Here is a 25,921-nt window from a genome sequence, read left to right on the forward strand (position 1 = left end):
ATATATTGTTAAATAATTTTACCTAATCTTAACATTAAATTTACAATTATAAGCGATAATCAAAATATAAAGCTTATTTGAGGTGAAATAATGGAAATGTCGGTTACAGAAGTCATTTTCTCCTTTTTAGGTGGTTTAGGTATTTTCCTTTACGGCTTAAAAATCATGGGAGACGGACTTCAAGCATCAGCAGGAGACAGGCTACGAGATATTTTAAACAAATTTACATCAAATCCAGTATTAGGTGTTATTGCAGGTATCGTTGTAACTATTTTAATACAAAGTAGTTCAGGTACGACAGTTATCACAATCGGACTGGTAACAGCTGGATTTATGACGTTAAAACAAGCCATTGGAGTGATAATGGGTGCTAATATCGGAACAACGGTAACAGCATTTATTATCGGTATAGATTTAGGCGAATATGCAATGCCAATTTTAGCATTAGGTGCATTTTTAATCTTTTTCTTTAAGCGCTCTAAAATCAATAACATTGGCCGCATACTATTCGGTTTCGGTTCTCTATTCTTCGGTCTAGAATTTATGGGTGATGCCGTTAAACCTTTAGCATCATTAGATGGATTTAAGCAATTAATGCTTGATATGTCTACAAATCCAATACTTGCTGTCATTGTCGGCGCAGGGTTAACAGCACTAGTTCAAAGTTCAAGTGCGACGATTGGTATTTTACAAGAATTTTATCAACAAGATTTAATTAGCTTAAACGCAGCAATCCCTGTGTTACTAGGCGATAATATTGGTACAACGATTACAGCTATCTTAGCTAGTTTAGCCGGCTCAATCGCTGCAAAACGTGCGGCGCTTGTACACGTCATCTTTAACTTAATCGGGGTAATTATCTTCACAATTTTCTTGCCAGTTGTGATTCATTTGATTAGTTTGTTACAAGATGTATGGCACTTAAAACCAGCGATGACGATTGCAGTATCACATGGTATCTTCAACATAACAAATACTTTGATTCAATTACCATTTGTAGCAGGTTTAGCATGGATAGTTACAAAGCTTGTCCCAGGTAAAGATATTGCTGATGACTATAAACCTCAGCACTTAAACAAAGATCTTGTTTATCACGCACCTGGTGTTGCATTACAAGAAACTCAAAAAGAATTACAAAATGTGGGTCAGATTGTCTTATCAATGTTTGAAGACATTCGCGAAATTACAAAAGACGACAAAAAATTAATCAAAAAGCTTGAACAAAAGCATCAAGCTGTTGAAACAATCAATGATAGTATTCGAAATTATTTAGTTAGAATTTCTACAAAAGCCATTACGAAGGCAGACGTTGAGCGTTTAGCAGTTATGTTTGATGTCAATCGCTCTATTTTAAAAGTAGCAGAGCTAACAGAAGAGTATGTCGCTCAATTAAAACGCCAACATGATGAAGATATTCGCATTACAGAAGATGCACAACGCGGTATGGATAAATTATTCAACCATGTTGCTGAGTCATTTGATAAAGCCATTGACATGTTAGATGTTTATGACAAAACGAAAAAAGATGAAATTGTAGAGCGTAGTAGAGAATCATTTAATATTGAACATAAACTACGCAAAGGTCATATTAAACGCCTTAATCGTGGTGAATGTACAACAAAAGGCGGATTACTATATATCGATATGATTGGTGTTCTTGAACGTATCGGTTATCATTCACGAAATGTTTCTGAAGCACTTGTTGGTCTTAACGATGATGTACCTACAGATGAAGAAATTGCAACAACTGAAATTTAATTTTTAATGTCTTATTTATATTCATATTTTTTAAAATTAGAGATTCAGATGCATGTAAAAAGCCAATCCAACATTCATGGGTTGGCTTTTTTGTTTAGCAAAATTTATTATCTTAAATCGGCTAGAACCACTGATATAATAATGCTTCATTAGTATGCGGTAAGCATGACGGACACTGTTCTCGGAGTCTGACCCCGAAACGTTTAATATACACTTTTACACGTCGCCTTCATTGAAGCGAATTGCCATAACCTTCACATTATATATAGTTCTTTCCATATAAATGTCCAAATTTTTAGAACAACGCAATAAATAACCATCCACCTAACTTATCAAAAGTTTAAGTGGATGGTTTTTTATTTATATTTATATTAGTGTTAATCCAATCATAGATTTATCTATATGCACTGCTCTATACATTTCCTCATTTAATTTGCTTTATTTTCATTTAAATCATTATCAAAACACTGGGCATGTCATCGTTATTATTTCGCATCTTTGACACGTTTATCATCATTAGGAATCGCAAATAAAATTGCGATAAATGCCATGATTCCCATTAATACGTTAACCCAAAGTGCAATCATCGCACCTGTATGAATGCTCGTTGCAGCAACTGCACCGGCATATACTGCACCACTAATTGCGACACCGAATGCACCACCAAGTGATGAAGCCATTTTATAAATACCTGAAGCAACGCCAACTTTATCTAACGGTGCATTTGAAATAGCTGTATCTGTAGAAGGTGTTGCATAAATACCTAAGCCTAGTCCAAAACATAAATATCCTACGACACAACTGATAACATAAAATATGCCTGGTAAGAATACTAATGAAATAAGTGCAATACCAATGATCACAATGAATGTACCTAATAACATTGGTCGCTTAGAACCCATTTTTTGTAATAATTTTTCACCAACTCTAATCATCAATAACACCATGATTAAATAAGTGATTGATAAGTATCCTGCCTGCAATGCTGTATAACCTAAACCTTGTTGTACGAATGTATTCGCTACAATTAATGTACCTGCAACACCGTTTAATAAGAAGTTCGAAATCGTTGCACCTGTATATGGTTTATTTTCAAATAATTTAAAATCAATAAGCGGATTATCTACTTTTTTCTCAACATTTAAGAAAATAAAGAATGCTACAATTACGATTGCAATCAAACCAAAGAACCATAATGATGTATAACCAAGTGCTGCACCTTTAGTAATGACAACGTTTAAACTTAATAACATAACTACTAGAACAATTAGACCTGCAACGTCAAATTTATGTGTATTGGTAACTTCTGATTTCGTTTCAGGCGTCCCTTTGATGAGTAACATTGAAAGTACGGCAACGATGATTGAGAAGATGAAAATCCATCTCCAACCCATAGTTGTCGCAACTGCCCCACCGAAGAGTGAACAGATACCACTTCCACCCCAAGAACCGATAGACCAATAGCTTAAGGCACGCTGACGTTCAGCACCCTCATAATAAGTTTTCATAATGGCCAATGTGGAAGGCATAATACACGCTGCTGATACGCCTTGTATAATACGGCCTAAAATTAGCAATGCTGGTAAATTTGTAATAATAATTAATGCTGAACCAATAATACTTAATAATAAGCCGATATTTGTCATTTTCACGCGTCCAATTTTATCTGCTAGGCCGCCTGCTCCAACAACAAACATGCCTGAAAATAGTGCGGTTAGACTTACCGCAATACTAATTGTTCCCATGTCTGCACCAAAACTTTGTTGTAAATTTGGCACAACATTTACAAGTGATTGTGCAAACAACCAAAATGTAATAACACCTAATACAATACCTAAGATTAACTTGTTGCCCCCGCGATACGTTTCATTCATGTTAGTTATCTCCTTTAAGGTAATCTAAAACAACTGTCCCTACAGCTTCTGCCGAAATAAGTAATGATTTTTCTGAAATCTTAAATTTAGGATGATGATGTGGGTAAATTTCACCATCTTCCACAGCTGCACCTGTATAAATAAAGGCACTTGGTCGTTCCTTAGCATAGTATGCAAAGTCTTCTGAAGGTGGTTGTGGTTCACATATTTCGACACCAAATTCAAGGTCTGCTTCTTTTAGCGTCTTAGCCACGTACTCAGTAAACTCTGGATCATTATATAATGCAGGATAATCATCGTTATATTCTAATGTGCAAGTTACACCATACAATGCTTCTAATCCTTTTGATAAACGTTTAATTTCTTTTTCAATTGTTGCTTTTGTAGCATCTGTTAATCCACGTACATCACCTTCAATTTCAACAACATCTTTAATAACATTGAATTGACCTTTACCGTCAAATGAACCGATTGTGACAACACCGGTTTCAAATGGACTTAGTCGTCTAGATACAACTGTTTGTAACGCTGTGACGAAGTAGCTACCTGCAACAATGGCATCATTGGCCATATGTGGTGATGAACCATGACCACCTTTACCTTGAACTTTCAATTTGAAGAATGCGCGTCCTGTTTGAACATAACCAGGTCTGTAATACACATTACCTGTTTCCATTGTGCTCATGACGTGTACACCTAATACATGATCAACACCGTCTAATACACCATTTTCAATCATTGCTTTAGCACCACCTGGTGGTACTTCTTCAGCTGGTTGATGTATCACAACGACTTTTCCTGTAAAACTATCTTTCATTTCGGCAAGCGTCTCTGCTAATACAAGCATGTATGCTGTATGTGCATCGTGACCACATGCGTGCATAACACCTTTATTTTGTGATGCAAAAGATAATCCTGTATCTTCAGTAATGGGTAATGCATCAAAGTCTGCACGGATTGCTAATGTTTTACCAGGTTTCCCTGAATCAATCGTTACTTTAATTCCACGTGGTCCGACATTCGTTTCTACTTCTACATCTTTACCTTTGTAAAATTCAGCGATGTATTTCGCCGTTTCATCCTCATGAAAAGATAATTCTGGATGCTGATGTAAATAACGTCTGATCTCAATCATTTTGTCTTCTTTTGATTTTAAAGCTTCAATTAATTGTTGATTCATATCATTCATCTCCTTAGTTACATCATATATGATTGATCATTATTTATATTGCCAACAACAGAGATGTTAACCATTAATTTTTTGCAATTTTAACTTTGAATACAAAAAATCACAAATTATGTATAACAAAATTTGCGATTTGTGATCATTTTATGAACTTGGGTAACGTTTTACTTCAATTAAGTGAATCCCATTCGTAATCATTTTAATGTTTAATGCCAGCGTATCCGTCACATCTATATCGTACACTTCTAATTTTGGAAAACTCATTCGATTAACGTAATCTATAGAGTCCTTGTCCATGCCATGTATCGTATGATGTTTTCGCCAAAGATTAAATAATGCACCATTTTCTTTATCTAAGGTAAAATGTTTAATCTTATATATACCTTCTTCTAGGGCATTTATGTTCAAATGAATCATTTCCGTCGCACGCATATTCATTTGATTGTCCAACGCTAAGTATGGATTAAAATGCTTTGCATCATATAACAATATTTGAAAATTTGAATCAGTTCCCGTGACAATACATGTATCATCAGAATATAAAATATTGCTTGTTAATTTATTAAATAACAATGCCGTGAAATAGACCGGACGTTTTCCATTATATTGATGAAACAGTTCAATAGAATTCATATAATCCCGTTCATTTTTACAATGACTGACGTGCAAATCATAATTCAACCAATACCCGATCCCCTCTACCTTTGAGCTTAATTTTAATAATTGCTCAATGATGATACCACCTCTAAAATATTCGCCGTTTGTAATAAATGTATCACCCGTCAATGTATTCCAATTGAGTAAAATGAGTGGACGCTTTAGGTGATGACGATGCATTAAGTCGATAAGGTAATTCGTTTTATTAATAATCATTTGACTCGCGGTTTTAAATTCATCATCATTCATTTTATTAAAATCAACAGCATCATTTGAATTAGCATCAAATACAAAATGGTCGATGTGTGGCTCAAGTCGTTTCAACAATGGTAGATGTCTTTCCGTAGCTTGATCTAAGTGAACGTACAAGCCACCATTGGGGAATAATGCTTTAAAATAATCAATCATTTCAATCAAAGAATTGTGCAATGTCGTCACATACAAGTTGAACTTCAAATCTTTTCTATGACTGACATGCAGGGCAACGTGATGGATAAATACTTTGAATGCATCGATATAATCTCGTGAGTCATACTGATTCAAATGCATGGTTAGACTAAAATTATGATCTAATAAAAAGTCTAAACACAAATCAATATCATAAAATATATTCGAAATTTCTGCATCATACGTGAATGGCGCATTGAGCTTTTTCATAATATATGGCATCACATCATATGCTAATACTTCATTGACTTGAAAATCACTATGACATGTAAGCAACTGTGATTGATACTGTGTATTGAGCAAATTCCTCAAATAGCCCACTTGAATAATATGATTAAATTGATTTAGTTGGTGATTGGTTGGTTGAAAGGTAATCTCTTTATAGTTCACCTTTTCAATATCTTCAATGAAATGATTCATTTCTTCAATGTAGTCATTTAAAAGTAATATCAATTCACGGTCGTGATAATTATGTTGTGCCGATTGCTGATTTTCAGTGATTGCTGGACGATCACCTCGATATTGTTTAGGCGTTTGATGCGTAAAGTGTTTAAATGTTCTCGCAAAGCTCGCTGCACTTGAAAAGCCATTTTGCAATGCAATATCAGTAATCGTTTCATCTGTGTATGTCAAATCGAGTTTCGCATGCTCAATTCGCGTCGTATTTAAGAAATGCTGGAATCCTACACCTAGCGATTCTGCAAACTTTTTAGACAGATGGCTCTCTGACCACCCAACATATTCGCTTAATTCCGAAAGGCTTAAGTCTTCATGAAAATGTAACTCGATATAGTCGCATACTTGATTCACTTTATCATCATTTAAGATACTTTGGTTCGAATGATATGTACGCGGAACATAATGAATCATATGCATAAGCAACTGAATGACAAGTTGTTGCTCAGTCAATTTAGACAACTCATTATGTCGAATATGTGTTGAAACCAGTCTTGCCATTATATTTCTCAGTTGATGTATATTTTTTGTTGTGGTCGCATCTGTTAAGTGAAAATATAGACAATGCACATCATCAAACTTGTCTGCTAAATATTTCATTTGGAATTGGATATAACATATGATGCCATCTTGTTGAAGTTGAAATCGATACAAGTCGCGGTGGTTAATGATGAAAATGTCGCCACTGTTGCATTGCGTCATATTATTTTCATCATAAATGTGTGCCTCACCTTTAATAACAAAACCAATCATTAAACCATTGAGCCTTTTGAAATCTAACATACTCTCAGTTTCTACTCGAATTAAATAATCACGTTGCATACTATCCCTCAATTCAGTAATATGAATACGTTTATTTTACATTATTTTACAGCAACATATTTGAATTTCATATTGAATCGTGTGTGTGGATGATTATTTATCCTCACTTGGTTCAAGATGTAGGCTATCACTAAAGTAAATATTTTCTCCTTTTTTCTCTACAAACGTAAATTCAATATCTTTATATCCAACTGATGAGCCTTTTAAATTACCTGTACCTTTCAACAATAACTTTGGTGCTTTATTTGTTGGTATATCATATCTTTTACGTAATTGCTTTACATTATAATCATCATTCGTTAATTGATATTTGGCTGAATAACTCGGCACCTCTGGATTATATGAAATATCTCCATCTTTGTACTTCGACAAATCTTTAAAGCTGCCATATTGCGCGAAGAACTTAAAGTTCTCGATTTCTTTTTTTATGTTCTCATCTTTGATATCTTTTGTTGGAATGATTTTATTATCGACCATTTTAACAGGATACTTTTTTTCGTTATCACGATGTATACCTTTATCTTGTCTTTCTATAACATCAACATAGTAATAGCCATTTGTTGTTCTTGAATTTCTATTCATATATAAAACCATACCTTTTACGTTCATATCTTTTCCATTAGGTTGAATCGACATTGACGAACGAACAATCCATGTACCTTTATCATTTTTATCAAATTGATCATCACGATAACCTTCTTTATCGTATAAATCCTCTAGATTTTTAATCGGATACATACTCAATGTCTTCTCAAAACTTTTCTTAATTTCCGCTTCTTTACCCATGCCGCAACCAGCAGTAATACTAATGACTAAAAACAGAAGATTAATACCTAGCACTAATTTGTTTAATCGTTTCATCATCTTACAACTCTCTTCTTTTTAAAATGATTTACTTTTGCAAATTACATATTAATATCAATTTATAACACTTTTTCACTTTAATATTATCAAAAATTCCACAAACAATCTGTTCAATTTATAATATTGTTGAATCATTACTTATTTTCAAAATAAAAACGAGTAGTGAAAATAATTAGAATCTAACTATTTTCATACTCGTCTTAATATCATTATTGAATCCTTATTTATTACTATCTATAATTTCGCTTACGATATCATCATATCCAGGCCACGGATACCCTGCATAGTCAACAATCAGCCAACCCGTTCTAGCTTTCCCATTTGCTTTAATCGTTTTTGCAATTTCAGGATTTATATGTGATGCATAGTTATAAGTACTATTAAATGCGCTGCCTCCAGACGCTACACTTAAGAAATTCACATATACATTGTCTTTGTTACTATCCGTTTTTGCTTTAGCCAATAAATTTTTAACAGCTTCAACTTTTTTATCATAGTAATCTTTATACTCATCTTGTACTTGTAAATTTAAGCTACCATTATTAATTTTCGTTTCAAATGTCGCGTTATCTGCCCATTGAATGCCAGACGTGTCAGCACCATAACCACTTTTTATGTATGTACCACCCATTCTATTGAATAGGACAATTTTACCTTTTGTCTCTTTTAAAGTAGGGTTCGCGTTACTTCCTGTGTAAAAAAGATTCTGATATTGCGGGTTATTATAATAATATTCTCTAAAAATCTCTTCAAATGTCTTCGTAACTTTAGAATCGCTATCGTAGTCCTTTTTCATAGACATCACAATTGTTTCGTTTGGATAGGCACTCAAATAATATTTAGCATCATCGAGAAATTTTCCTAATTCATGATGCAGATAAACCATGCCGTGATGAACTGAAATCATATTATCAGCACTTGCTCTACCTCTAATATCAAAAAACCTGACTCCTGACTTCATTTGAGTAAGGTAATCTTTATCTTGAGTCTTTGCCCAAACTGATTTTACCGGGTCAGTTAAAGTGAATGAGCCACTATCATGTGAGCCTGGCATATTAATCTCAGTTAAATGTTTGCTTTCATCAAGTTTACTCATCCAATTTTCTGGACTTTTACTCAACGAATCTAACGCATGTGCTGAATGATACCAACCACCCATCACTACTAAAATGATACTTAAAAACAAAGTCTTAATACACTTTTTCATAATATCAACTTCTTTCTATATTTAATACATTAATTATACATCTTTTTTAAATAAAAATATGTGTAAAATTTTAAAACTTATTTAATTGATGTTTTAATAATGTATTATAGGAATTATTGACATATGATTAAAAATCCTTAGAATAGTTCTTTACATATATAAGTTAAAAAAGGAGCTAGCTTTATAATCGCCAGCTCCTTATCGTTATTTTTTATCTTCCATTGTGTAACATACGAGGCCAAATATAATACCACCTATGCTCCAAACGATTAAATCACTTCTAGTATTTCCTAAGTCAGTGAAACCGTATATATCAGCTACAGTGCCTGCTGTCAGCGCCAATGATGTAAATAAAATTGCTACTAAAATTGATTTTAGTTTAACGAAATCCTTACTATTTTTCTTATTTTCTTTATCTTTGCCACGCTTAACATCGTACTCTTTCAAGAAACGCAGTCCAATTAGTGATTCAATTAAAATCAAAACGATGATGATTTGAGTGGTGATTGATAGTTTAGGCTCCAAAATGTGAATGAATATGTTAGAAATTACTAACGCAAGCAAAACGAGCATTGAATATGCATATAAAATAATAAATTTTGCCCCTTTTAATTCTTCAGTTGTTTCATTCTTGTCTGTTTGAGATCCACTTATTGCATTTAATATCCAGTTGTTAAATTTCTTCATTATTCAATTTTACTCCTTTTAAAATGTATAAATTGCGCGGTAATTAAGTATCACTTGATTAGCCTATAGAAATGCTGTCATTTCATTTTACATTTCTTTCTTTAAAAATGGTCTCATAAAATGGTTTCGACTGTATTCTTTGCATGTCACCAATTACATAAAACTCTTTTTTAGCCCTTGTCACTGCAACATTTAACAAGTTTGGTTTTTCGCATGACCAGTTCACAGCACCATCTTGAGTATTATCAGTACCTATTACAAAATACACCTTTTGAGCCTCTTTACCTTGAAAAGTATGAACAGTACCAATGGATTTATCGACCCATTGATTAATTTTTGTACGTTCAATATCAATTCTAGTCGGTAGTTGTTGCTTTAATATACGTTTAACCTGTTTTTGTACTGCTGAAAATGGTGATATTACAAATGAACTCGGCTCATTTTTACCTTCCTTAATCGCTTCAAACCAATCATTAGCTAGTAATTCCAATACTTTTTCGCCATGCTCTTTCACAAATTGTTTTTGTACTGAGTTTCCTTTAACGTCATACCAACCGGTCTTACCTACGTTTGTAATATTACTAGGTAGCACCATTTTATTATTATAAGCAATTTGATTAGCTATCGTGAACATGGGTTTTAAACATCGTCTGTGCACCCATAAAGGTATGCCTATCCACGTTTTTTGATTACTATCAGTAGCATCAGATTTCCAAAAGCCATATTGATTAGCGTTGTCAGCGACAGACTGCACAGAAGCTTCTTTAGAAACTAGATATTCCGGAACATTATAATTTTTACGAATATTATCAATTAAATGGCTTTCTAAAGTAACAACAGGTTCAATTTGAATCGGATCACCTACGGCTACAACTTTTTTCGATCTAAATAATGCTCCCACAGCTGCTTGAGGTATTGCTTGTCCTGCTTCATCAATAAATAAGTAGTCTATGAAATCTTTTGGTATGCCCCCATACATAGATTTAAAGCTTGCAAACGTCGTACTAACTACTGGAAATATTAAATGCATCACATTCCATGCGTTGTGTACTTTATCTGGATTTGCATCAATTAATTTCCTTCTACTTTTAAAATCATTAATCGCATAATAAATAGTTGTATTATTAGCAATCAATAATAATTTATGCAATATCATTGCTCTTAAAAAGAGCATGGCACGTCTGTATTGAAGTTCGTCACTCGTCCACAAATTAGTAACTTGGCGCTCATCATAATTGTTGTCACTCCAAAAATCTTTTTCTGGAATTGTAATTTTTGACTCAATACGATATGCTTCTAACTCTTGTAACTGTGAATTTAACTCGTCTAATTGCAACTGTACTTTAGTTAATTGTTTAATTAATTTCTCTTTTTCTTTTAGTTTGCTAACAAGGTCTTCATTTTTAATTTTTTTACATTTCTCTAACTCTATCTGTTGTCCTAATAATTGTTGCTTCTCTGCATTATGTTTTTTATATCTTTCATCTTCTTCTGAATTAAATATCGCCTTCAGCTTGTTAACAAACCCTTTGTTACTATCTCTGATGGATTTAATTAACTCATTTAAAGTTTCGAGTTGCTTTGTATTATAATTAATTCGATCATCCAAATCTTCAATTTCTTTATTGTCACAAGATATTTGAATTTCTAAATGATTCAACTTTTCCTTAACATTCATTTTTTTGCTATTTAGTTCATGTTCAACCTTAGAGTAAGACTCACAATTTTTATAAACATCATAGGCTCTAATAGATTCTTCTTTTAACATTTCAACATGCCTCAACTCTTCTAAAAATGCACGTTGATGTGATTGCCATTCACTCATTAACTCGTTATAACTCATACGATTATTCTCATTTTGTAGTAATTTAGCAAAGCCAATATCATTCGCATCTTGTTTTAACATATGACTCAATACTTGGTTAATATTAGTACTTTTACCAAATACTCCAGAAAATAAGCCCCAGGCACTTTCACCAATCAAATCTTCAGCTATTTCAGCAAAATCTTTTAATTCATGTGCTAAATTTGCATAATTCTGTTCATATTTAGGGAATTTACATTTTTCGGGATTTCTTATAATTTCTTCAATTTTCGGTAAATCTTTAGATATATTTTCAACAGCTCCATTATTACTAGATGCGACTACCATCTTATATTTAGCAATAGATTCCTTAAGTAAATAGACATATTTATCATCTGTTTCATGAGTTTTTGTTTTGACAAATGCATCTTTAGGATTATTTAGTTTGGCTAACTCTTTACCTCTTTCAACTACTAGATGCGCAAATATATCTTTTAATAAAGTAGTCTTACCTGTCTCTGGTGGCCCATTAACTGAACTTATCCTTTCATTACCACTCGTAATTTGGTTTACAGCAAGTTGTTGCATTAATGACAATCTAAACTCAGTCTGTGATGGCCAGCGTCCATCAGGCAAACGTGAAGGATGTAAAAATTTGTCGAACATTTCTTTATTTTCATCCACTTCTATGCGCTTACTTTCTTCTACACCCTCAATGTAATCAATTAAAGTTTGATTGGGAGATTTTCTTGCTTTCTCAATATCACTTATGAAGAAGCTATTAAATTCTGGCTGTGGTAAATCACTATCTTTCACATATTCTATTGCTACATAATGTGCAAATAATCCATCTTTCTTTGAATTTAATACAGAAAAATACTCATCATAAGCTATGTCCATCTTCTTCAATTTAAATTCATTAATTGGTTCATCCGCTAAAATTTCTTTTACTTTTTGAACAAATTTTTCAACAGAATCATTAAATTTTTCTTCTATATTAGCATTTTTATTCTTTTCAATTTCTTTCAATGCACTCATAATCATCGGAATATGTATAGAATCAACTATCACTTGACCGTGTTTATCTATATTAAATGTGTAACCATAACAGTGTGTCCCATTTGGATTATGAATATCTGAATAATCATCAAAAATATCCTGAATTTTCAAATTAATTTCATTATAGCGGAAACAGTGTCTGTAAAATTTAAAAATGATTTCGCCAATCTCTGATTTTTCTTCTGATATAATAAAGCGTTCATCATTCCATATTTCAAAATATTCATCAAAACTTTGAAGTTGCGCTTGCTTTGCACCATTTTTAAAATTTTCAGCTGAGAGTATATCTTCCGCTGTAAAATTTACTTCTCCTGGACTTAAAGATTCAATTAACAACCAAGCCGATAACGTATCATTTAGCAATTGACTCATGAAATCCCACCTTGTTCCCTGTTTGTTTTTTACTTAATGCTATTTTAACAAATAATTTAATCATATTAGTGTTTTTTCAAAAATATTCATATATTATCATTACCATATTTATTCAACAAATGTTTGTAAAATCCTCACTAATAAAATTAATCGATATGACCATAATTCATTATCCAATAAATGACTATAAAAATTTCTTCTATGCCTTCATTTCCAACTAAATTTGAACATCAAAAAAAGAGCACTCCTGAATGAGCACTCTCTTAATTATCTTTCCGTTATATTTGTATTGTCGACGGTTTCGATTTTTTTATTTTTATTTGTAGCTTTTTTCGCAACAATTAACAACGTTGAAAGTACTGCTAAAGCTAAATAAGCATAACCGCCCGCTTGTTTCATTACAAAACTACCGTAATAGTATCTTACGCCACCTTCGTCCATATAAATTTTCGTAGTGTGAACCAAAACTAGAGATAAGCCTAGATAAATTGACAAACCAATCGTAGTGTAAGCCATGTATTTTTTAAATGTCTGTTTTTTCTTTTTTGTTTATAAAGTGGTAGGAAACATAAGCCATATGGCATTAAAAAAATGATACCTGCAATACCAAAGGTAAATATAACCAGCAAAAAAAGAAACTCTGATACTATATAATATAGATAAAATTGAGAAATACCAGCCGTAGCCAAGATTAGAAATAAAAAAGTAGTAGCGAATTTATATGTCTCACTTACTTTATTAACTTTGTTAAAAAAGTTATCAATTGCTTTATTCTTTTTTGAAATATGTACTATACCTTCTATAATCATCCAAATAATACCACCAATAACTAACAAAGCAAAAACTGGGATTACGAGACTAATTAACATATCGTTCACCTGCTCACCTCTATTTTCAAATAATTGTGATTGAATTGAATCATTCTAGTTTTGTAAAGTTACTTATTCAATTTATTATATTTATAAGCTCTATGATAACAAAAATACTGTTTGTGTATAACAATAAATCGAGATACTCAATAATTTGATAATATGGAAATGATGCTTTTCAAAATAGTTGAGCATGGCAATTTATGATTAGTTTTTCAAATCATTTTTTATGCACTCAAATAAATTAGTAATATTTGTTGCTTCGGCAAAGTCTGGAATTAATATCATTTCTTTAGCACCAGGATACGGCGATACTAATGCATTATCTTGAAATTGATGACGTGCACTTTTAGTCGCCTTGACCAATAATCTATTATCATACAAACCACCTATAACCACACCATCATAATAAACAATATATTCTCCCATCATCTTTCTAGTTTTAACAGCATTTGAATTCACATGATTTAAAAATAAATCATTTACATCTTTCTCAGTCGCCATTGTAATCGCTCCTTCAGTTTTATGTTTAATCACATTCGTGTTAATGAATCATTTCGAGTTGCTCTTAATTTTATCTATAATTATATGCGTAGTTAAAATCAAACCTATGGAAAAGAAAATAATGATAACAATGTTAATAAATATAGTTATAAAATTATAATTCGGCAGATACACGAATAGTAGAAACATAGGTACTATAAAAAAAGTCATACCAACCTAAACCTTTTAAAGATTGCTTTAAATCTTCCATAATATCACCTTTATAAATTTGCCTTTGTTATAAGATAACGTATAAATCACATTACTGTATATGTAGCCAAAGAAAATTCTGAATCATAATAATAAGTAGTGTATCATTAATAATGAACAATTTAACGCGATAATCCTTGATTTGTATATTGATCAACTTACCACAACATTCATTTTAGACTACTCGTAGACTTCCCTTTCAAATGGTTGTATCAACTAAAATTCCTTTTGTATAAGTTCGTCTTTTGTGGTAATATCATCATGCATAAAAAATCGAGATACTAATTATAAAGAGGGTATAAATATATTATGAAGGAAAATTTTTGGAGTGAATTACCACGTCCATTTTTTATTTTGGCGCCAATGGAAGACGTTACAGATATCGTCTTTCGACACGTTGTAAGTGAAGCAGCTAGACCGGATGTGTTTTTCACTGAATTTACAAATACCGAGAGCTTTTGCCACCCTGAAGGCATACATAGTGTGCGCGGACGCTTAACTTTTAGCGAAGATGAACAGCCGATGGTCGCTCACATATGGGGAGATAAGCCAGAACAGTTCCGTGAAACGAGTATTCAATTAGCTAAAATGGGCTTTAAAGGCATTGACTTAAATATGGGATGTCCTGTAGCAAATGTTGCTAAAAAGGGTAAGGGTTCCGGCTTAATCTTAAGACCTGACGTCGCTGCCGAAATTATTCAAGCAACTAAAGCAGGTGGACTTCCGGTAAGTGTTAAAACACGCCTTGGTTACTATGAAATCGATGAATGGAAAGATTGGTTGAAGCATGTCTTCGAACAAGACATTGCAAATTTATCTATTCATCTTCGTACACGTAAAGAAATGAGTAAAGTAGATGCACATTGGGAATTAATCGAAGCTATTAAAAATTTACGTGACGAAATTGCACCAAACACATTGTTAACAATTAACGGTGATATTCCCGATAGAAAAACAGGACTTGAACTTGCAGAAAAATATGGCATTGATGGCGTCATGATTGGTAGAGGCATTTTCCATAATCCATTCGCTTTTGAAAAAGAACCACGCGAACACACATGCAAAGAACTATTAGATCTGTTGAGATTGCATCTATCATTATTTAACAAATATGAAAAAGATGAAATACGACAATTCAAGAGTTTACGTAGATTCTTTAAAATCTATGTGCGTGGCATAAGAGGCGCTAGTGAACTTCGCCATCAATTGATGAACACACAATCAATTGCAGAAGCACGAGCACTACTAGATGAATTTGAAGCCCAAATGGACGAAGACGTTAAACTAGAATTATAGTATGAGTAATAAAGGTTGAGGAGGAATTTAAGTTTTCTCCTTTTTGTTTGTGTTAAAGTCTTTTTGGTATGAACTAGGGTGATTTAAAACAACGTATATTTATACGTTATAAACATTTTTTCAATACAATTTCATCTCTAATTTCAATGCCATTTTCACCCATTTCAGGAATCGACGGCTTTATTTTCCTAGCTTCTGTTACAGCATCAAAAATAACGTCTGTGATTCTATATTTATTTTTTTGATAGAAATAGAGTGCCTTAATATTTTCATTTGTAGTAATAACACTGATACTTCTTTTACTCATATCTGAGGCAATTATTTCAGCATAATTAAGTAAATGACTACCAATACCCTTGTTCTCTACAAAACTATCTAAAGAAATGATTTCAATATACTCATCATAAACTTTATACGTTAGTAGCCCCACGATATCATTATTTTTATAGGCAACAATACATGGCAACTCAGACAAAATGTAACTACCTGTTGAGACTACCATTTTATTATCGAAATTTTTTTCACTCAACAAGATAGATAAAATATTATTACTCATTTTGTTGTAAGATTTATATTCCAAAATAAGTCACTTCTCTCTGTTAATAATCCTTATTAGTTGAAAATGATGATTTAACAATGCACACTTTTGATTCTTTAAACATGTGCATTTTAAAATTATCTTTAGATATAAATGCGAATTTTGAAGTTGCTACTCTTTTTGGTTTACTAAAATAAAAGTTGATATAAAGAAACCTGAACATGAGAACAAATAAAACGAAATTCATGGCAATCTTAAACCTCTAAAAATAGCATTTTGAAACCACTAATCATAATTAATAGCTTTATTATTTTAAATCTTTAATATTATCGAAAAGTCAACTTACAATAATGTGCCGGTTGGGGTGTCTGAGAGAGCACCCTAGGAAGGGACCCGTCATCAAAAATTCAATTTATAAAATTTTACACTAATGTGTTAGACGGGCATAGCGAAGCCATTTAATAGCGCGTTATTTAGTGATTCAAAAAATACTTCTATTTTTCAGAACATATTATTTTAGATATAAATCTAGTAATTTGTCTAAAAATTGTTGTTTTGTTAATTTTTGGTTATGTTTTACAAAATAATAGAAATCTGAAGAAAATGCATTGAGCATTAGATTAAGTTTAAAATCCAAGTCTGCTATGGAATGAACATTTTCGAATTGTTGAATTAATAAGTTTTTTAGTCGCTCAAAGAATGGAATATTAATTACAGAACTAGAGTGTGAACTGGATTTTTCTATAAAATTTAATGTTGTGAAATTTGCTTCTTTTAAATCTAGATACTTTGTTAATATAACATTGATTTTATCTCGCACGGGCCACTGTGTATTTTCCGCTAAAATATCTTCTATTTCTATAAACATTTGATCGACTTTTTTATCCATAATAGCCTGACACAACAATGTTTTACTTTCAAAATGACGATATAATGTACCAACTCCAACACCTGATATTTTAGCAATATCTGACATTTTCTTAGTACTTATATCTTCACCCTGTTCTAGTAAATCTTCCATTGTAGTTAAGATAATCTGTTGGTTATATTCGGCATCACTGCGTTTTTTTCGTTGATTTTTTTCCATTATATTCCTCTTTTTAACGTTGTTTTTAACTTTCTAATCTATCAATTTTAACATCTAAATTAAATGCTTCTTCTAAAAATTGTCTATCATTCTCAGGTGTTACATCATATTATTCTTTCTTTTGTTGCTTAGTTAAAGTTATATTATTTTGTAACATTGTAGCACGACCAAAAAGATTTAATCATTGTTACTAACTAGCGTTTCACAAAAATAGCATTAGGATTAATTTCATTATATTCAATATTGTAAACAAAGTCATGAATATGACGAGGTGTTAATTCCACTTCATAGTGTGATCCAAGTTATTGTCATTATCTTTCCCCATTTTTCGAACATAAAATAAATAATCGTTGACGTAAATTGCATGGAAATCACCGTTCATATCATGAATGACTGGACTATTATCTTTTGGAACAATTGGCATGACACTAAATGGCAAGTCTCCAAAGTCAGCACCTGTAACATAATCAACGCCATCAATAGGTATGATTAAAGACACGTGAGAACCTTTTAAGCTTTTTCCATCACCATGGGTATGGATAGTTGAAGAAACTATATTTACAGTAAATCCTTTATATTCAAAATACACGTTAAAGAAATTATTCATTTCATAATAAAAGTCACCGTGTTGATGGTTCACTACATTATTTTAAATATCTTTTACTTCTGCAGAAACTTTCATCCCATTTTGAACATCCATATTTTTGAACGGGACAGTTAACACATATTGTTTTAAATAATAATTAAGCGTCTCTAAACTAAGCGTGTTATATCTTGTATTATCACCATTTAAATATTGTTCTAATCCTTCAAAATTTATATAAACTACCTCCTTCATTATTGCGTTTTTCATTTTATCAGATACCTATTATCATACCCTTGAGTTATTAAATTGACAAACGGAACGTATTCCGTATAAAATAAATGATAGTAGGTTCCACTTAAAAGAGAGGGAGGCGTCAAAATTTGAGGAATGTATATGCCTTTAATATAGATTTGAAACAACGGAACCGTGTTATAGCTGTCGTAATGATTGGTGCTTTTGTTGGTGTGCTGAATCAAACTTTGATGACTACGATACTTCCAGAAATTATGAAAGATTTTACGGTATCAAGTAGTACAGCACAATGGCTCACGACAATTTTTATGCTAGTCAATGGGATTATGATTCCTATCACAGCATTTTTAATTGAACGTTTTACATTACGTTCTTTATTTTTTAATGCAACATGCTTTTTAATGATTGGTTCATTTATTTGTATGCTAGGAATCAATTTTCCAATGTTATTATTAGGACGTAGTATTCAAGCCTTAGGTGCTGGTATACTGATGCCACTCACACAGACACTCCTTTTCATTATGTTTCCACCTGAAAAACGTGGAATGGCAATGGGAATGTTCGGTCTTGTAATAGGTTTTGCACCCGCGATTGGACCAACTGCAGCTGGTTGGTTCGTCAATATTTTCGATTGGCGCTATCTGTTCCTAGTCGTATTACTAATAGGTATGATTGATTTTGTATTCGGGTATCTATCATTGCCAAATATAACGGAACTAAGTAAACCAAACTTAGACAAACTATCCGTTATTTTATCGACGGTTAGCTTTGGTGGCTTACTATATGGTTTTAGTACAGCAGGAAACTTAGGTTGGTCACATCCAATGGTTTATATAACTATTATTGCTGCCATAGTTATATTAACGGTATTTATTTTCCGACAATTAAAACTGGAATCGCCATTGTTAGAGTTTAGAGTATTTAAATATAACGACTTTTCAGTGGCAATGATTTTAATTGTACTAATGTTCATGTTATTTATAGGGAATTTAACAATCTTACCAATTTATATGCAAACGATGATGAAATGGTCCCCGTTAGAGTCAGGACTTATTTTATTACCTGGTGGGTTAATTATGGGACTGTTATCGCCTGTCACTGGTAAATTATTCGATAAAATTGGTGGACGTATCTTGAGTATTATGGGGATGCTAACGATTATGATTGGTGCATTATTAATGGCTCAATTTAGTCAAAATACAACACAACTATATGTGATTATTTCATTTTCAGTTACCATGTTAGGTAATGCTATGATCATGACGCCAATGACAACTCAAGCTTTAAATGCTTTGCCACGTCAATACATTGCACATGGTACAGCCATGAATAATACGATTAGACAAGTGTCAGCTGCAATAGGTACTGGTATCTTGGTCACATTGATGACAGGATTAGGAAAAACCTCTTCATTAAGTGGTAGTCAAGGACTTATTCATGGTCTAGATATTACATTCTATGTCGTCGCATTGATTGCCTTTATAGGTACTATCATTGCATTCTTTATTCGCAAACATTAATTATTTGGAGGATTTTAAAATGTTATTAAGACACGTCATTAACACATATGTAGGTAGTAAAATTTTTAAAAGCAGTTTACCAAAAGTACAAAATAGTGATGAAATGGCTCAACAATTCGAACAAGGCTTTGGTTTATCTCGTAGATCAATGAGATTAGCTGGCGCTTTCGAAATGATTGGTTCACTTCTTTTATTTACTTCTATTTTCGGTAAATTAGGGAAAAAATTAGTAGTTGTTGGTACGATTATGATTAATATTGTTATGGGTACAGCTATTTATAACCATTATAAAGCTGGGCATGGTTATAAAGGTGCACAAGCTGCTTCTAAATTTTTCTTTTTAAATGTATTAAGCTTACTAGAAGTGTTAAGCTTAACTCGTAATAAATAAGCTATTGGCAATAAGCAAATTATGAATGACAATTTTTAATGGAGGGGATAATATGACTGAAACAAAAGCGATTGATACACACGCACATTTATGGAATGAAGACTATTTAGACAAACTTGGCAAATTAGGTAGTCAAGGTACTGAAGTTGCTAAAGGGATTAATCAATCTGCGTCTAAAGAAGATTTAGAGAAACGCTTCAAAATGATGGACGATGCTGGCGTAGATTTACAAATTATTTCTGCGACACCACAATCTCCACAATGGGGTACTAAAGAAGAAGCTCACCAAAGTGCTCAAGAAATTAATGACTTATATGAAAGATTAGTTCAACAATATCCGGATCGTTTCTTGGCATATGGTGCTGTCTCACTACCCTATGTCGATCAAGCTATTGAAGAAGCCCAAGCCCTTTTGAAAAAAGATGAATTTGTGGGCATTGCCATTCCAACTATAGTAAAAGATAAGGTCTCTGTTGCTGATAAACAATTTGAACCTTTCTTTGCAGCGATGAATGAGCTCAATGCTACAATTTATATTCATCCAACAGGTTGTGGCGCTCAAAGTCCGTTAGTCAATGACTATCAATTAGAATGGGTTATTGGTGCACCGTTAGAGTCTACCTTTATTACATTACAATTGATTAAAAATGAAATTCCGCAAAAATATCCAAATATTAAATTCCATATTTCACATTTAGGTGGCGCTTTACCATTCTTCATGACTCGTATTAAAGACAATTATGAAGATTGGAATGCCTTTAATATTGATCCTTATGAAGTATTAAATCGACAATTTTGGTATGATACAGCAAACTTCCACGAACCTTCATTGATTAACTCTATTGAGACATTTGGTAAGGATAAATTTATGATGGGGTCAGACTTCCCTTACTTCCAAGATGAAAAATATACACGCGGCGTAGACTATATTAAAAACAGTAATATTGACCCTGACACGATTAATGGTATATTAAGAGGCAATGCGATTGAATTTTATCAAATTGAAGAAAACCATAATCACTAGCGTTTTATTCTAGAGACATTATATTATGGTATAAACTAAATAAGTTAGAATAACGCTACTTTACTTTCTATATAAATATTAATGGAAATGAAGTAGCGTTCTTTATGCTTTAATGATTGAATGGTTATATTTGTTTATATGTTTTTTGAGACATTTTTTATAGAGGTAAGGAATAAATGATAGATTATAATGATACAACATTGGTATTAATTGATTTACAAATTTGAATAAATGTATTTATGAAGCGATGAGTTAATTTAGAAAGGAGATAGCATTATGGCATATTGCAATTCTTTTTTCGAATTTCATAATTCTTTTGAGCTATTTCAGTAGCATAATTACGTTTTTTGTTTAATACTTTTTAATTTTACAAGTAATATTTCATTTTCGAGTTGGGAATTGTCATTTAGTAATAAGATTGCATCAGCAGCTATAATTGATCGTTTTGTTCACCATTCAAAAGTATTTAAAATTACTGGAGAATCAAATCGATTAAAAGATTATAAAACCGAAAAATCATTAAATATATGACAATCTTAAACCGCTAAAAAACGACATTTTCAAACCGCCATAAAACAGCATTTTTGAACCGCTATTGACAAGTTAATTACATTCGTATTATTTACTACTGCACAGCAACATTTAGGAGCAATATTAAGGCAATCTGAATAAAAAAAGGATTTTTGGGTAATCACACTTTTTAATTACTTTGTAATATTTTAGTTACGAATATTTTTTTGGTAAGAGCATTTATATGTTTTTTATTTGAGCAATTATTATTTAATAAGCAACTTTTCAAGATAGTTTAATGCCTTTTGAAAAGTTGCTATATATTTCATTATTTAAAAGCGATTTTACGAATAAGTTCATTTGTAATTTCTTTCTCATTATTAATTGCATGAAGAATTTGTATTTGCTGTTCTCGTGTAACATACATACCTTCAAGTGAAAGGTTTTTAGCGATTTGTTTATTAATCTTTGAATCAATAGTAATCATGATATCGCCTCCTATATATCACTTTTGTATCGTTTATCACTTAACAGGGCTATTATGCCTTACCTAATAATCTTATTTAAAAATTGGTCATACAACTATAAAATTAACTTTCACAAATTGCAATTACTGTTATACGACTAATCACTTTTAAGACTAACGTATCTATTTCGCTAATAAACTTTTGAAAATGATGATTTAACAATGCACACTTTTGATTGTTTAAACATGTCTATTTTAAAATTATTTTTAGATATAAATGCGAATTTTGAAGTTGCTACTCTTTAAGGTTTACTAAAATAAAAGTTGATATAAAGAAACTTGAACATGAGAACAAATAAAACTAAATTTATGACAATCTTAAACCTCTAAAAAACAACATTTTGAAACCACTAATCATAATTAATATCTTTATAATTTTAAATCTTTAATATTATTTTAGTAAAAATATATCATTAACTATCCCATTCAACTGTTTTTTAATAATAGTAAAATTACAGTTCAAATCTAATGTCTTAATAATGATTTGACTACCACTCATATGAAATTTATCGTTCAAAACAATATTTTCGTCTGTTTTAGCATATAACAACATTCCTGAGACCTGTATTGCTTTCTTTTTTAAATTTAATTGTTGGTTTTTCACGTAAGTAAATATTTGATACAGGTTAGTTGAATGGATCTTTTTAGTATCATAATAATTGTGTAATGTATTTTTATAAAATTTTGCATCGATAATTAGACATTTATCTTTATATCTCAACATAATATCACTTCTCATTACAGGAAGCATATTCACGTTATCATCATTATCTAATGACCATTGAATATTTGATGATGTTACAACAAGCTCTGGAAATTCTTTTTTATAGTACTCTAGAATAAATTTTTCATATAGCCGAGATATTTGTTGTTCGTCTACAAATACCATAAGATCATTTTGTCCCTTGCTTTCAGTTTGTATTACTCCTTGAAAAATTAAATAGCATATAGATATTAACATTTTATACGTCTGATTATTTCGATCAAACGAATGATACCATTGAATATTTCTATAATCTAAAGTATCAACATTATTAAAATGAACTAATAACTTTCGGAGCTTTATCTTATTCTTTCTAGAAATATCTGTTTTTATTAAACATTTCATTGTAGTTTTTAAAATCTTGTTCATGTATGTATTTAATGAAAATTCATCATAAATACAATTAATACGTTGACTTAAAACTCCTAAGCCTTGTATAGAATTCTTAACATCAACTTTTCCCCTAATAACTTTTAGAGAATCTGTCTGTTCTATATATTCATGATGAAGTCCACTATTTAACTGACTTGATATACCTTTTATAAGAATAGCTGAATATAAATCAAATATATTTTCAAATTGTTCTGTTGCTAACTTCTGATAGCCTTTTTTGTTAAGTACTGTAAATGCATAAGATAACATATAATAAATATTTTTAATATTAATCATTATTTATTGAATTCCTTAACTTTTCAGACCATACATTTATTTTTGAAGGTTCATCAAACCAATATTCTTCTAACATAGGAATAATCTCAAATTCTATAATATTAGAAAGCTCATCTTTGTCGATACATTCAATATTGCTAAAATAACTATGACCAATAACAAAGCCATTACCTAACATATCGTCTTGAACAATCTCTTTATTTAATCCTTCAATACAATTAATTACTGACTCTAATTCAGTATTATTAATTGCTTTAAGAAGTTTTTTGAATTTAGTTGTATGAAACGCCGGTTGCATATTATAAAACGCAAAGCGTCTGCGTAATGCATAATCTAAAATTGCTAAACTACGATCTGCTGTATTCATCATTCCCACAATATAAATATTTCTAGGTACAGAAAATCTCTCACCGATATAAAGTAATATTAGTTCTTCATCTCTTTTATCACTTTCAATCAACATAAATAATTCACCAAAAATTTTACTCAGATTACCCCTATTAATTTCATCAATAATTAAAAAATATTCATTATCGCGGTCTTTATCAGCTTTCTTACAAAAATCATAGAACGTCCCTGTAGTCAGTTCAAAACCTGAACTAGTAGGTCTATATCCCATAATAAAATCTTCATATGAATAACTTTGATGAAATTGAATTAATTTAATTCGTTCTTTACACTTACTGCCAATCAATGAATAAGCAAGACGTTTTGCAAGAAAAGTTTTTCCTACACCAGGCGGTCCCTGTAGAATGACATTTCGCTTTCTTCTTAAAAGTTGTACTAACCTATCATAATCACTTTCATCAATAAAAACTTCATCTAAGAATTCTTGTTTTCCATATGGTATAACTTTAGTTGTTCTACTTCTATTTTGTATTATATTGTCATTTTCACTGACAACAATTTCTTTGATATTAGAATCAAATTTGTTTCTATTAGCTTCATTTATCATTTCTGAATAATGCCAAGACTCATAACTTAAATCAATAAAATCATTAATCTCTACTTCCTGGCACTTCAAAACTTGCTTTAACATATTTATCAATTCTAAATAATGTCGACCTGTTAGTTTTTCTTTTGGTTTAAGTTGTTCATTAATCAATTCTTTAGGGAGTTTATATGTATCAAAAATGTACCAAATTGAACGTGAATCAAAGTTAGCAAAAGTTTCAGGTGCAATCCAGTACAAACCACTCGTAATCTTACTATTCCCATTTCCTGTTTTAGTAATATTCTTATCAAAACTATGTATAAATTTTAATTTATTATCTTCTGAAGGATAATTCGCAAAATTTAATGCAGCAGTAAATAAGGTCCACAAGGTCTCTATATCATTATCTTTTCCATAATCTTTAAAATTATAATATGTAGCATTCAGATTATTGACTGTTGGAATACTGTCAAAAACTGACGGAATTTTGGACTTAATATTCAATTCCGAAGCTAATTCTGTTAATATTTTTACCTTATTAGTTTCTCTCATGGAATTTTTATTAAATAATGCAAATATTGTAAAAGGATCTATGTCCATCAATACATTATCACTTGCTAAAGTAGGGAATTTTATTCCCGTTTTTTTATATACTTCCTTCACTATTTCAATTAATTCATAACGTTTATTTTGATAATCTGTTAACTTATCAGCTAATTCTTTATAATAGCTAACCCACGTTTTATCTATACACTTCATCACAATATCCCCTCCGTTGTAATTACAATGTATTATGGAAAGATAGAAAATACTACTTTTCAAAATTATCCCCTTGCAAATAAAATTTTCTATAAATCTATTAGTTTACTAGATTAATAAATTTCAATGTCGCTAAGTGCATTTTATTCTTGTTATTATTTAATTTGAAAAACCTGCTTAAATAATGATAATCACTTACATAAACATCGTACTTTATGATAAGTCACAAGGTAAAAAACTCCTCCGCTACT

Annotated in this window: 21 protein-coding genes and 2 pseudogenes; 6 read left to right on the forward strand and 17 right to left on the reverse strand. The window is 31.3% G+C overall.

From position 1 onward, the window contains the following. The first annotated feature begins 96 nt into the window (after positions 1-96). Positions 97-1,758 carry a Na/Pi cotransporter family protein gene (locus NST10_RS09565; protein ID WP_001791319.1) on the forward strand — a complete coding sequence of 554 codons (1,662 nt, stop codon included), beginning with the start codon at positions 97-99 and terminating at the stop codon, positions 1,756-1,758. A gap of 485 nt (positions 1,759-2,243) precedes the next feature. Here NST10_RS09565 and norC read toward each other — a convergent pair whose 3' ends face one another. The 10 genes and pseudogenes from norC to NST10_RS09615 all read right to left on the reverse strand — a co-directional run bounded on the left by norC (position 2,244) and on the right by NST10_RS09615 (position 14,816). Continuing rightward, the gene (norC, locus tag NST10_RS09570) at positions 2,244-3,632 is read right to left on the reverse strand and encodes a multidrug efflux MFS transporter NorC (protein ID WP_001006427.1); all 1,389 of its coding nucleotides are present in this window, start codon (positions 3,630-3,632) and stop codon (positions 2,244-2,246) included. Between the two features lies 1 nt (position 3,633). Further along, positions 3,634-4,812, reverse strand: coding sequence for a M20 family metallopeptidase (locus tag NST10_RS09575; protein ID WP_001075804.1), 1,179 nt, complete (start codon positions 4,810-4,812; stop codon positions 3,634-3,636). Between the two features lie 150 nt (positions 4,813-4,962). Then, on the reverse strand, positions 4,963-7,200 hold the full coding sequence (locus tag NST10_RS09580; protein WP_001188463.1) for a helix-turn-helix domain-containing protein: 2,238 nt from the start codon (positions 7,198-7,200) through the stop codon (positions 4,963-4,965). A gap of 93 nt (positions 7,201-7,293) precedes the next feature. Continuing rightward, positions 7,294-8,064 carry a tandem-type lipoprotein gene (locus NST10_RS09585; RefSeq protein ID WP_000977787.1) on the reverse strand — a complete coding sequence of 257 codons (771 nt, stop codon included), beginning with the start codon at positions 8,062-8,064 and terminating at the stop codon, positions 7,294-7,296. 220 nt (positions 8,065-8,284) lie between these two features. Next, a complete protein-coding gene (locus tag NST10_RS09590) occupies positions 8,285-9,271 on the reverse strand; it encodes a phosphatidylinositol-specific phospholipase C (protein WP_000710549.1) in 987 nt (328 codons plus the stop codon). 204 nt (positions 9,272-9,475) lie between these two features. Further along, entirely contained in the window at positions 9,476-9,958 is a 483-nt protein-coding gene (locus tag NST10_RS09595; RefSeq protein ID WP_000714376.1) for a hypothetical protein, read from the reverse strand. Between the two features lie 82 nt (positions 9,959-10,040). Then, a complete protein-coding gene (locus tag NST10_RS09600; RefSeq protein ID WP_339209678.1) occupies positions 10,041-13,193 on the reverse strand; it encodes a DEAD/DEAH box helicase in 3,153 nt (1,050 codons plus the stop codon). 267 nt (positions 13,194-13,460) lie between these two features. Continuing rightward, positions 13,461-14,062 (reverse strand): annotated as a pseudogene (locus tag NST10_RS09605) (hypothetical protein). Between the two features lie 207 nt (positions 14,063-14,269). Beyond that, entirely contained in the window at positions 14,270-14,566 is a 297-nt protein-coding gene (locus tag NST10_RS09610; RefSeq protein ID WP_000179900.1) for a TfoX/Sxy family protein, read from the reverse strand. 48 nt (positions 14,567-14,614) lie between these two features. After that, positions 14,615-14,816, reverse strand: a pseudogene (locus tag NST10_RS09615) (DUF6007 family protein). Between the two features lie 308 nt (positions 14,817-15,124). On the opposite strand from NST10_RS09615, the gene NST10_RS09620 reads away from it, so the two are divergent. After that, a complete protein-coding gene (locus NST10_RS09620; RefSeq protein ID WP_000662027.1) occupies positions 15,125-16,111 on the forward strand; it encodes a tRNA-dihydrouridine synthase in 987 nt (328 codons plus the stop codon). Positions 16,112-16,217: 106 nt separating this feature from the next. Here the strand turns inward: NST10_RS09620 and NST10_RS09625 are convergent, their stop codons facing one another. The 4 genes from NST10_RS09625 to NST10_RS09640 all read right to left on the reverse strand — a co-directional run bounded on the left by NST10_RS09625 (position 16,218) and on the right by NST10_RS09640 (position 18,589). Next, positions 16,218-16,691, reverse strand: coding sequence for a GNAT family N-acetyltransferase (locus tag NST10_RS09625; RefSeq protein WP_000455978.1), 474 nt, complete (start codon positions 16,689-16,691; stop codon positions 16,218-16,220). 469 nt (positions 16,692-17,160) lie between these two features. Then, on the reverse strand, positions 17,161-17,736 hold the full coding sequence (locus tag NST10_RS09630) for a TetR/AcrR family transcriptional regulator (RefSeq protein ID WP_000414485.1): 576 nt from the start codon (positions 17,734-17,736) through the stop codon (positions 17,161-17,163). A gap of 274 nt (positions 17,737-18,010) precedes the next feature. Continuing rightward, positions 18,011-18,376 (reverse strand): arylamine N-acetyltransferase, encoded by a 366-nt coding sequence (locus NST10_RS09635; protein ID WP_001016371.1) that lies wholly within the window; start codon positions 18,374-18,376, stop codon positions 18,011-18,013. A 9-nt stretch (positions 18,377-18,385) separates the two neighbouring features. Further along, complete coding sequence (locus NST10_RS09640; RefSeq protein WP_000786141.1) at positions 18,386-18,589, reverse strand: N-acetyltransferase; 204 nt, start codon at positions 18,587-18,589, stop codon at positions 18,386-18,388. Positions 18,590-18,702: 113 nt separating this feature from the next. Between NST10_RS09640 and NST10_RS09645 the strand changes: the two genes are divergently transcribed. The 4 genes from NST10_RS09645 (at position 18,703) to NST10_RS09660 (ending at position 22,040) form a co-directional block, all read left to right on the forward strand. After that, the gene (locus NST10_RS09645) at positions 18,703-20,094 is read left to right on the forward strand and encodes a DHA2 family efflux MFS transporter permease subunit (protein WP_001246797.1); all 1,392 of its coding nucleotides are present in this window, start codon (positions 18,703-18,705) and stop codon (positions 20,092-20,094) included. A 19-nt stretch (positions 20,095-20,113) separates the two neighbouring features. Next, complete coding sequence (locus tag NST10_RS09650; RefSeq protein ID WP_000926750.1) at positions 20,114-20,485, forward strand: DoxX family protein; 372 nt, start codon at positions 20,114-20,116, stop codon at positions 20,483-20,485. 52 nt (positions 20,486-20,537) lie between these two features. Beyond that, complete coding sequence (locus NST10_RS09655) at positions 20,538-21,509, forward strand: amidohydrolase family protein (RefSeq protein ID WP_000140910.1); 972 nt, start codon at positions 20,538-20,540, stop codon at positions 21,507-21,509. Between the two features lie 378 nt (positions 21,510-21,887). Further along, positions 21,888-22,040 carry an ATP-binding protein gene (locus NST10_RS09660; RefSeq protein ID WP_072387022.1) on the forward strand — a complete coding sequence of 51 codons (153 nt, stop codon included), beginning with the start codon at positions 21,888-21,890 and terminating at the stop codon, positions 22,038-22,040. Between the two features lie 307 nt (positions 22,041-22,347). On the opposite strand, the gene NST10_RS09665 is transcribed toward NST10_RS09660, so the two are convergent. The 3 genes from NST10_RS09665 to NST10_RS09675 all read right to left on the reverse strand — a co-directional run bounded on the left by NST10_RS09665 (position 22,348) and on the right by NST10_RS09675 (position 25,670). Then, entirely contained in the window at positions 22,348-22,506 is a 159-nt protein-coding gene (locus tag NST10_RS09665; protein WP_000628287.1) for a hypothetical protein, read from the reverse strand. A 430-nt stretch (positions 22,507-22,936) separates the two neighbouring features. After that, entirely contained in the window at positions 22,937-23,977 is a 1,041-nt protein-coding gene (gene mcrC, locus NST10_RS09670) for a 5-methylcytosine-specific restriction endonuclease system specificity protein McrC (RefSeq protein ID WP_000608221.1), read from the reverse strand. Next, a complete protein-coding gene (locus tag NST10_RS09675) occupies positions 23,970-25,670 on the reverse strand; it encodes an AAA family ATPase (protein WP_339209685.1) in 1,701 nt (566 codons plus the stop codon). The genes mcrC and NST10_RS09675 overlap by 8 nt, the downstream gene beginning before the upstream one ends. Between the last annotated feature and the right edge of the window lie 251 nt (positions 25,671-25,921).

This window comes from Staphylococcus sp. FSL W8-0305 (genome assembly GCF_037966415.1).
Classification (GTDB): Bacteria; Bacillota; Bacilli; order Staphylococcales; family Staphylococcaceae; genus Staphylococcus; species Staphylococcus aureus.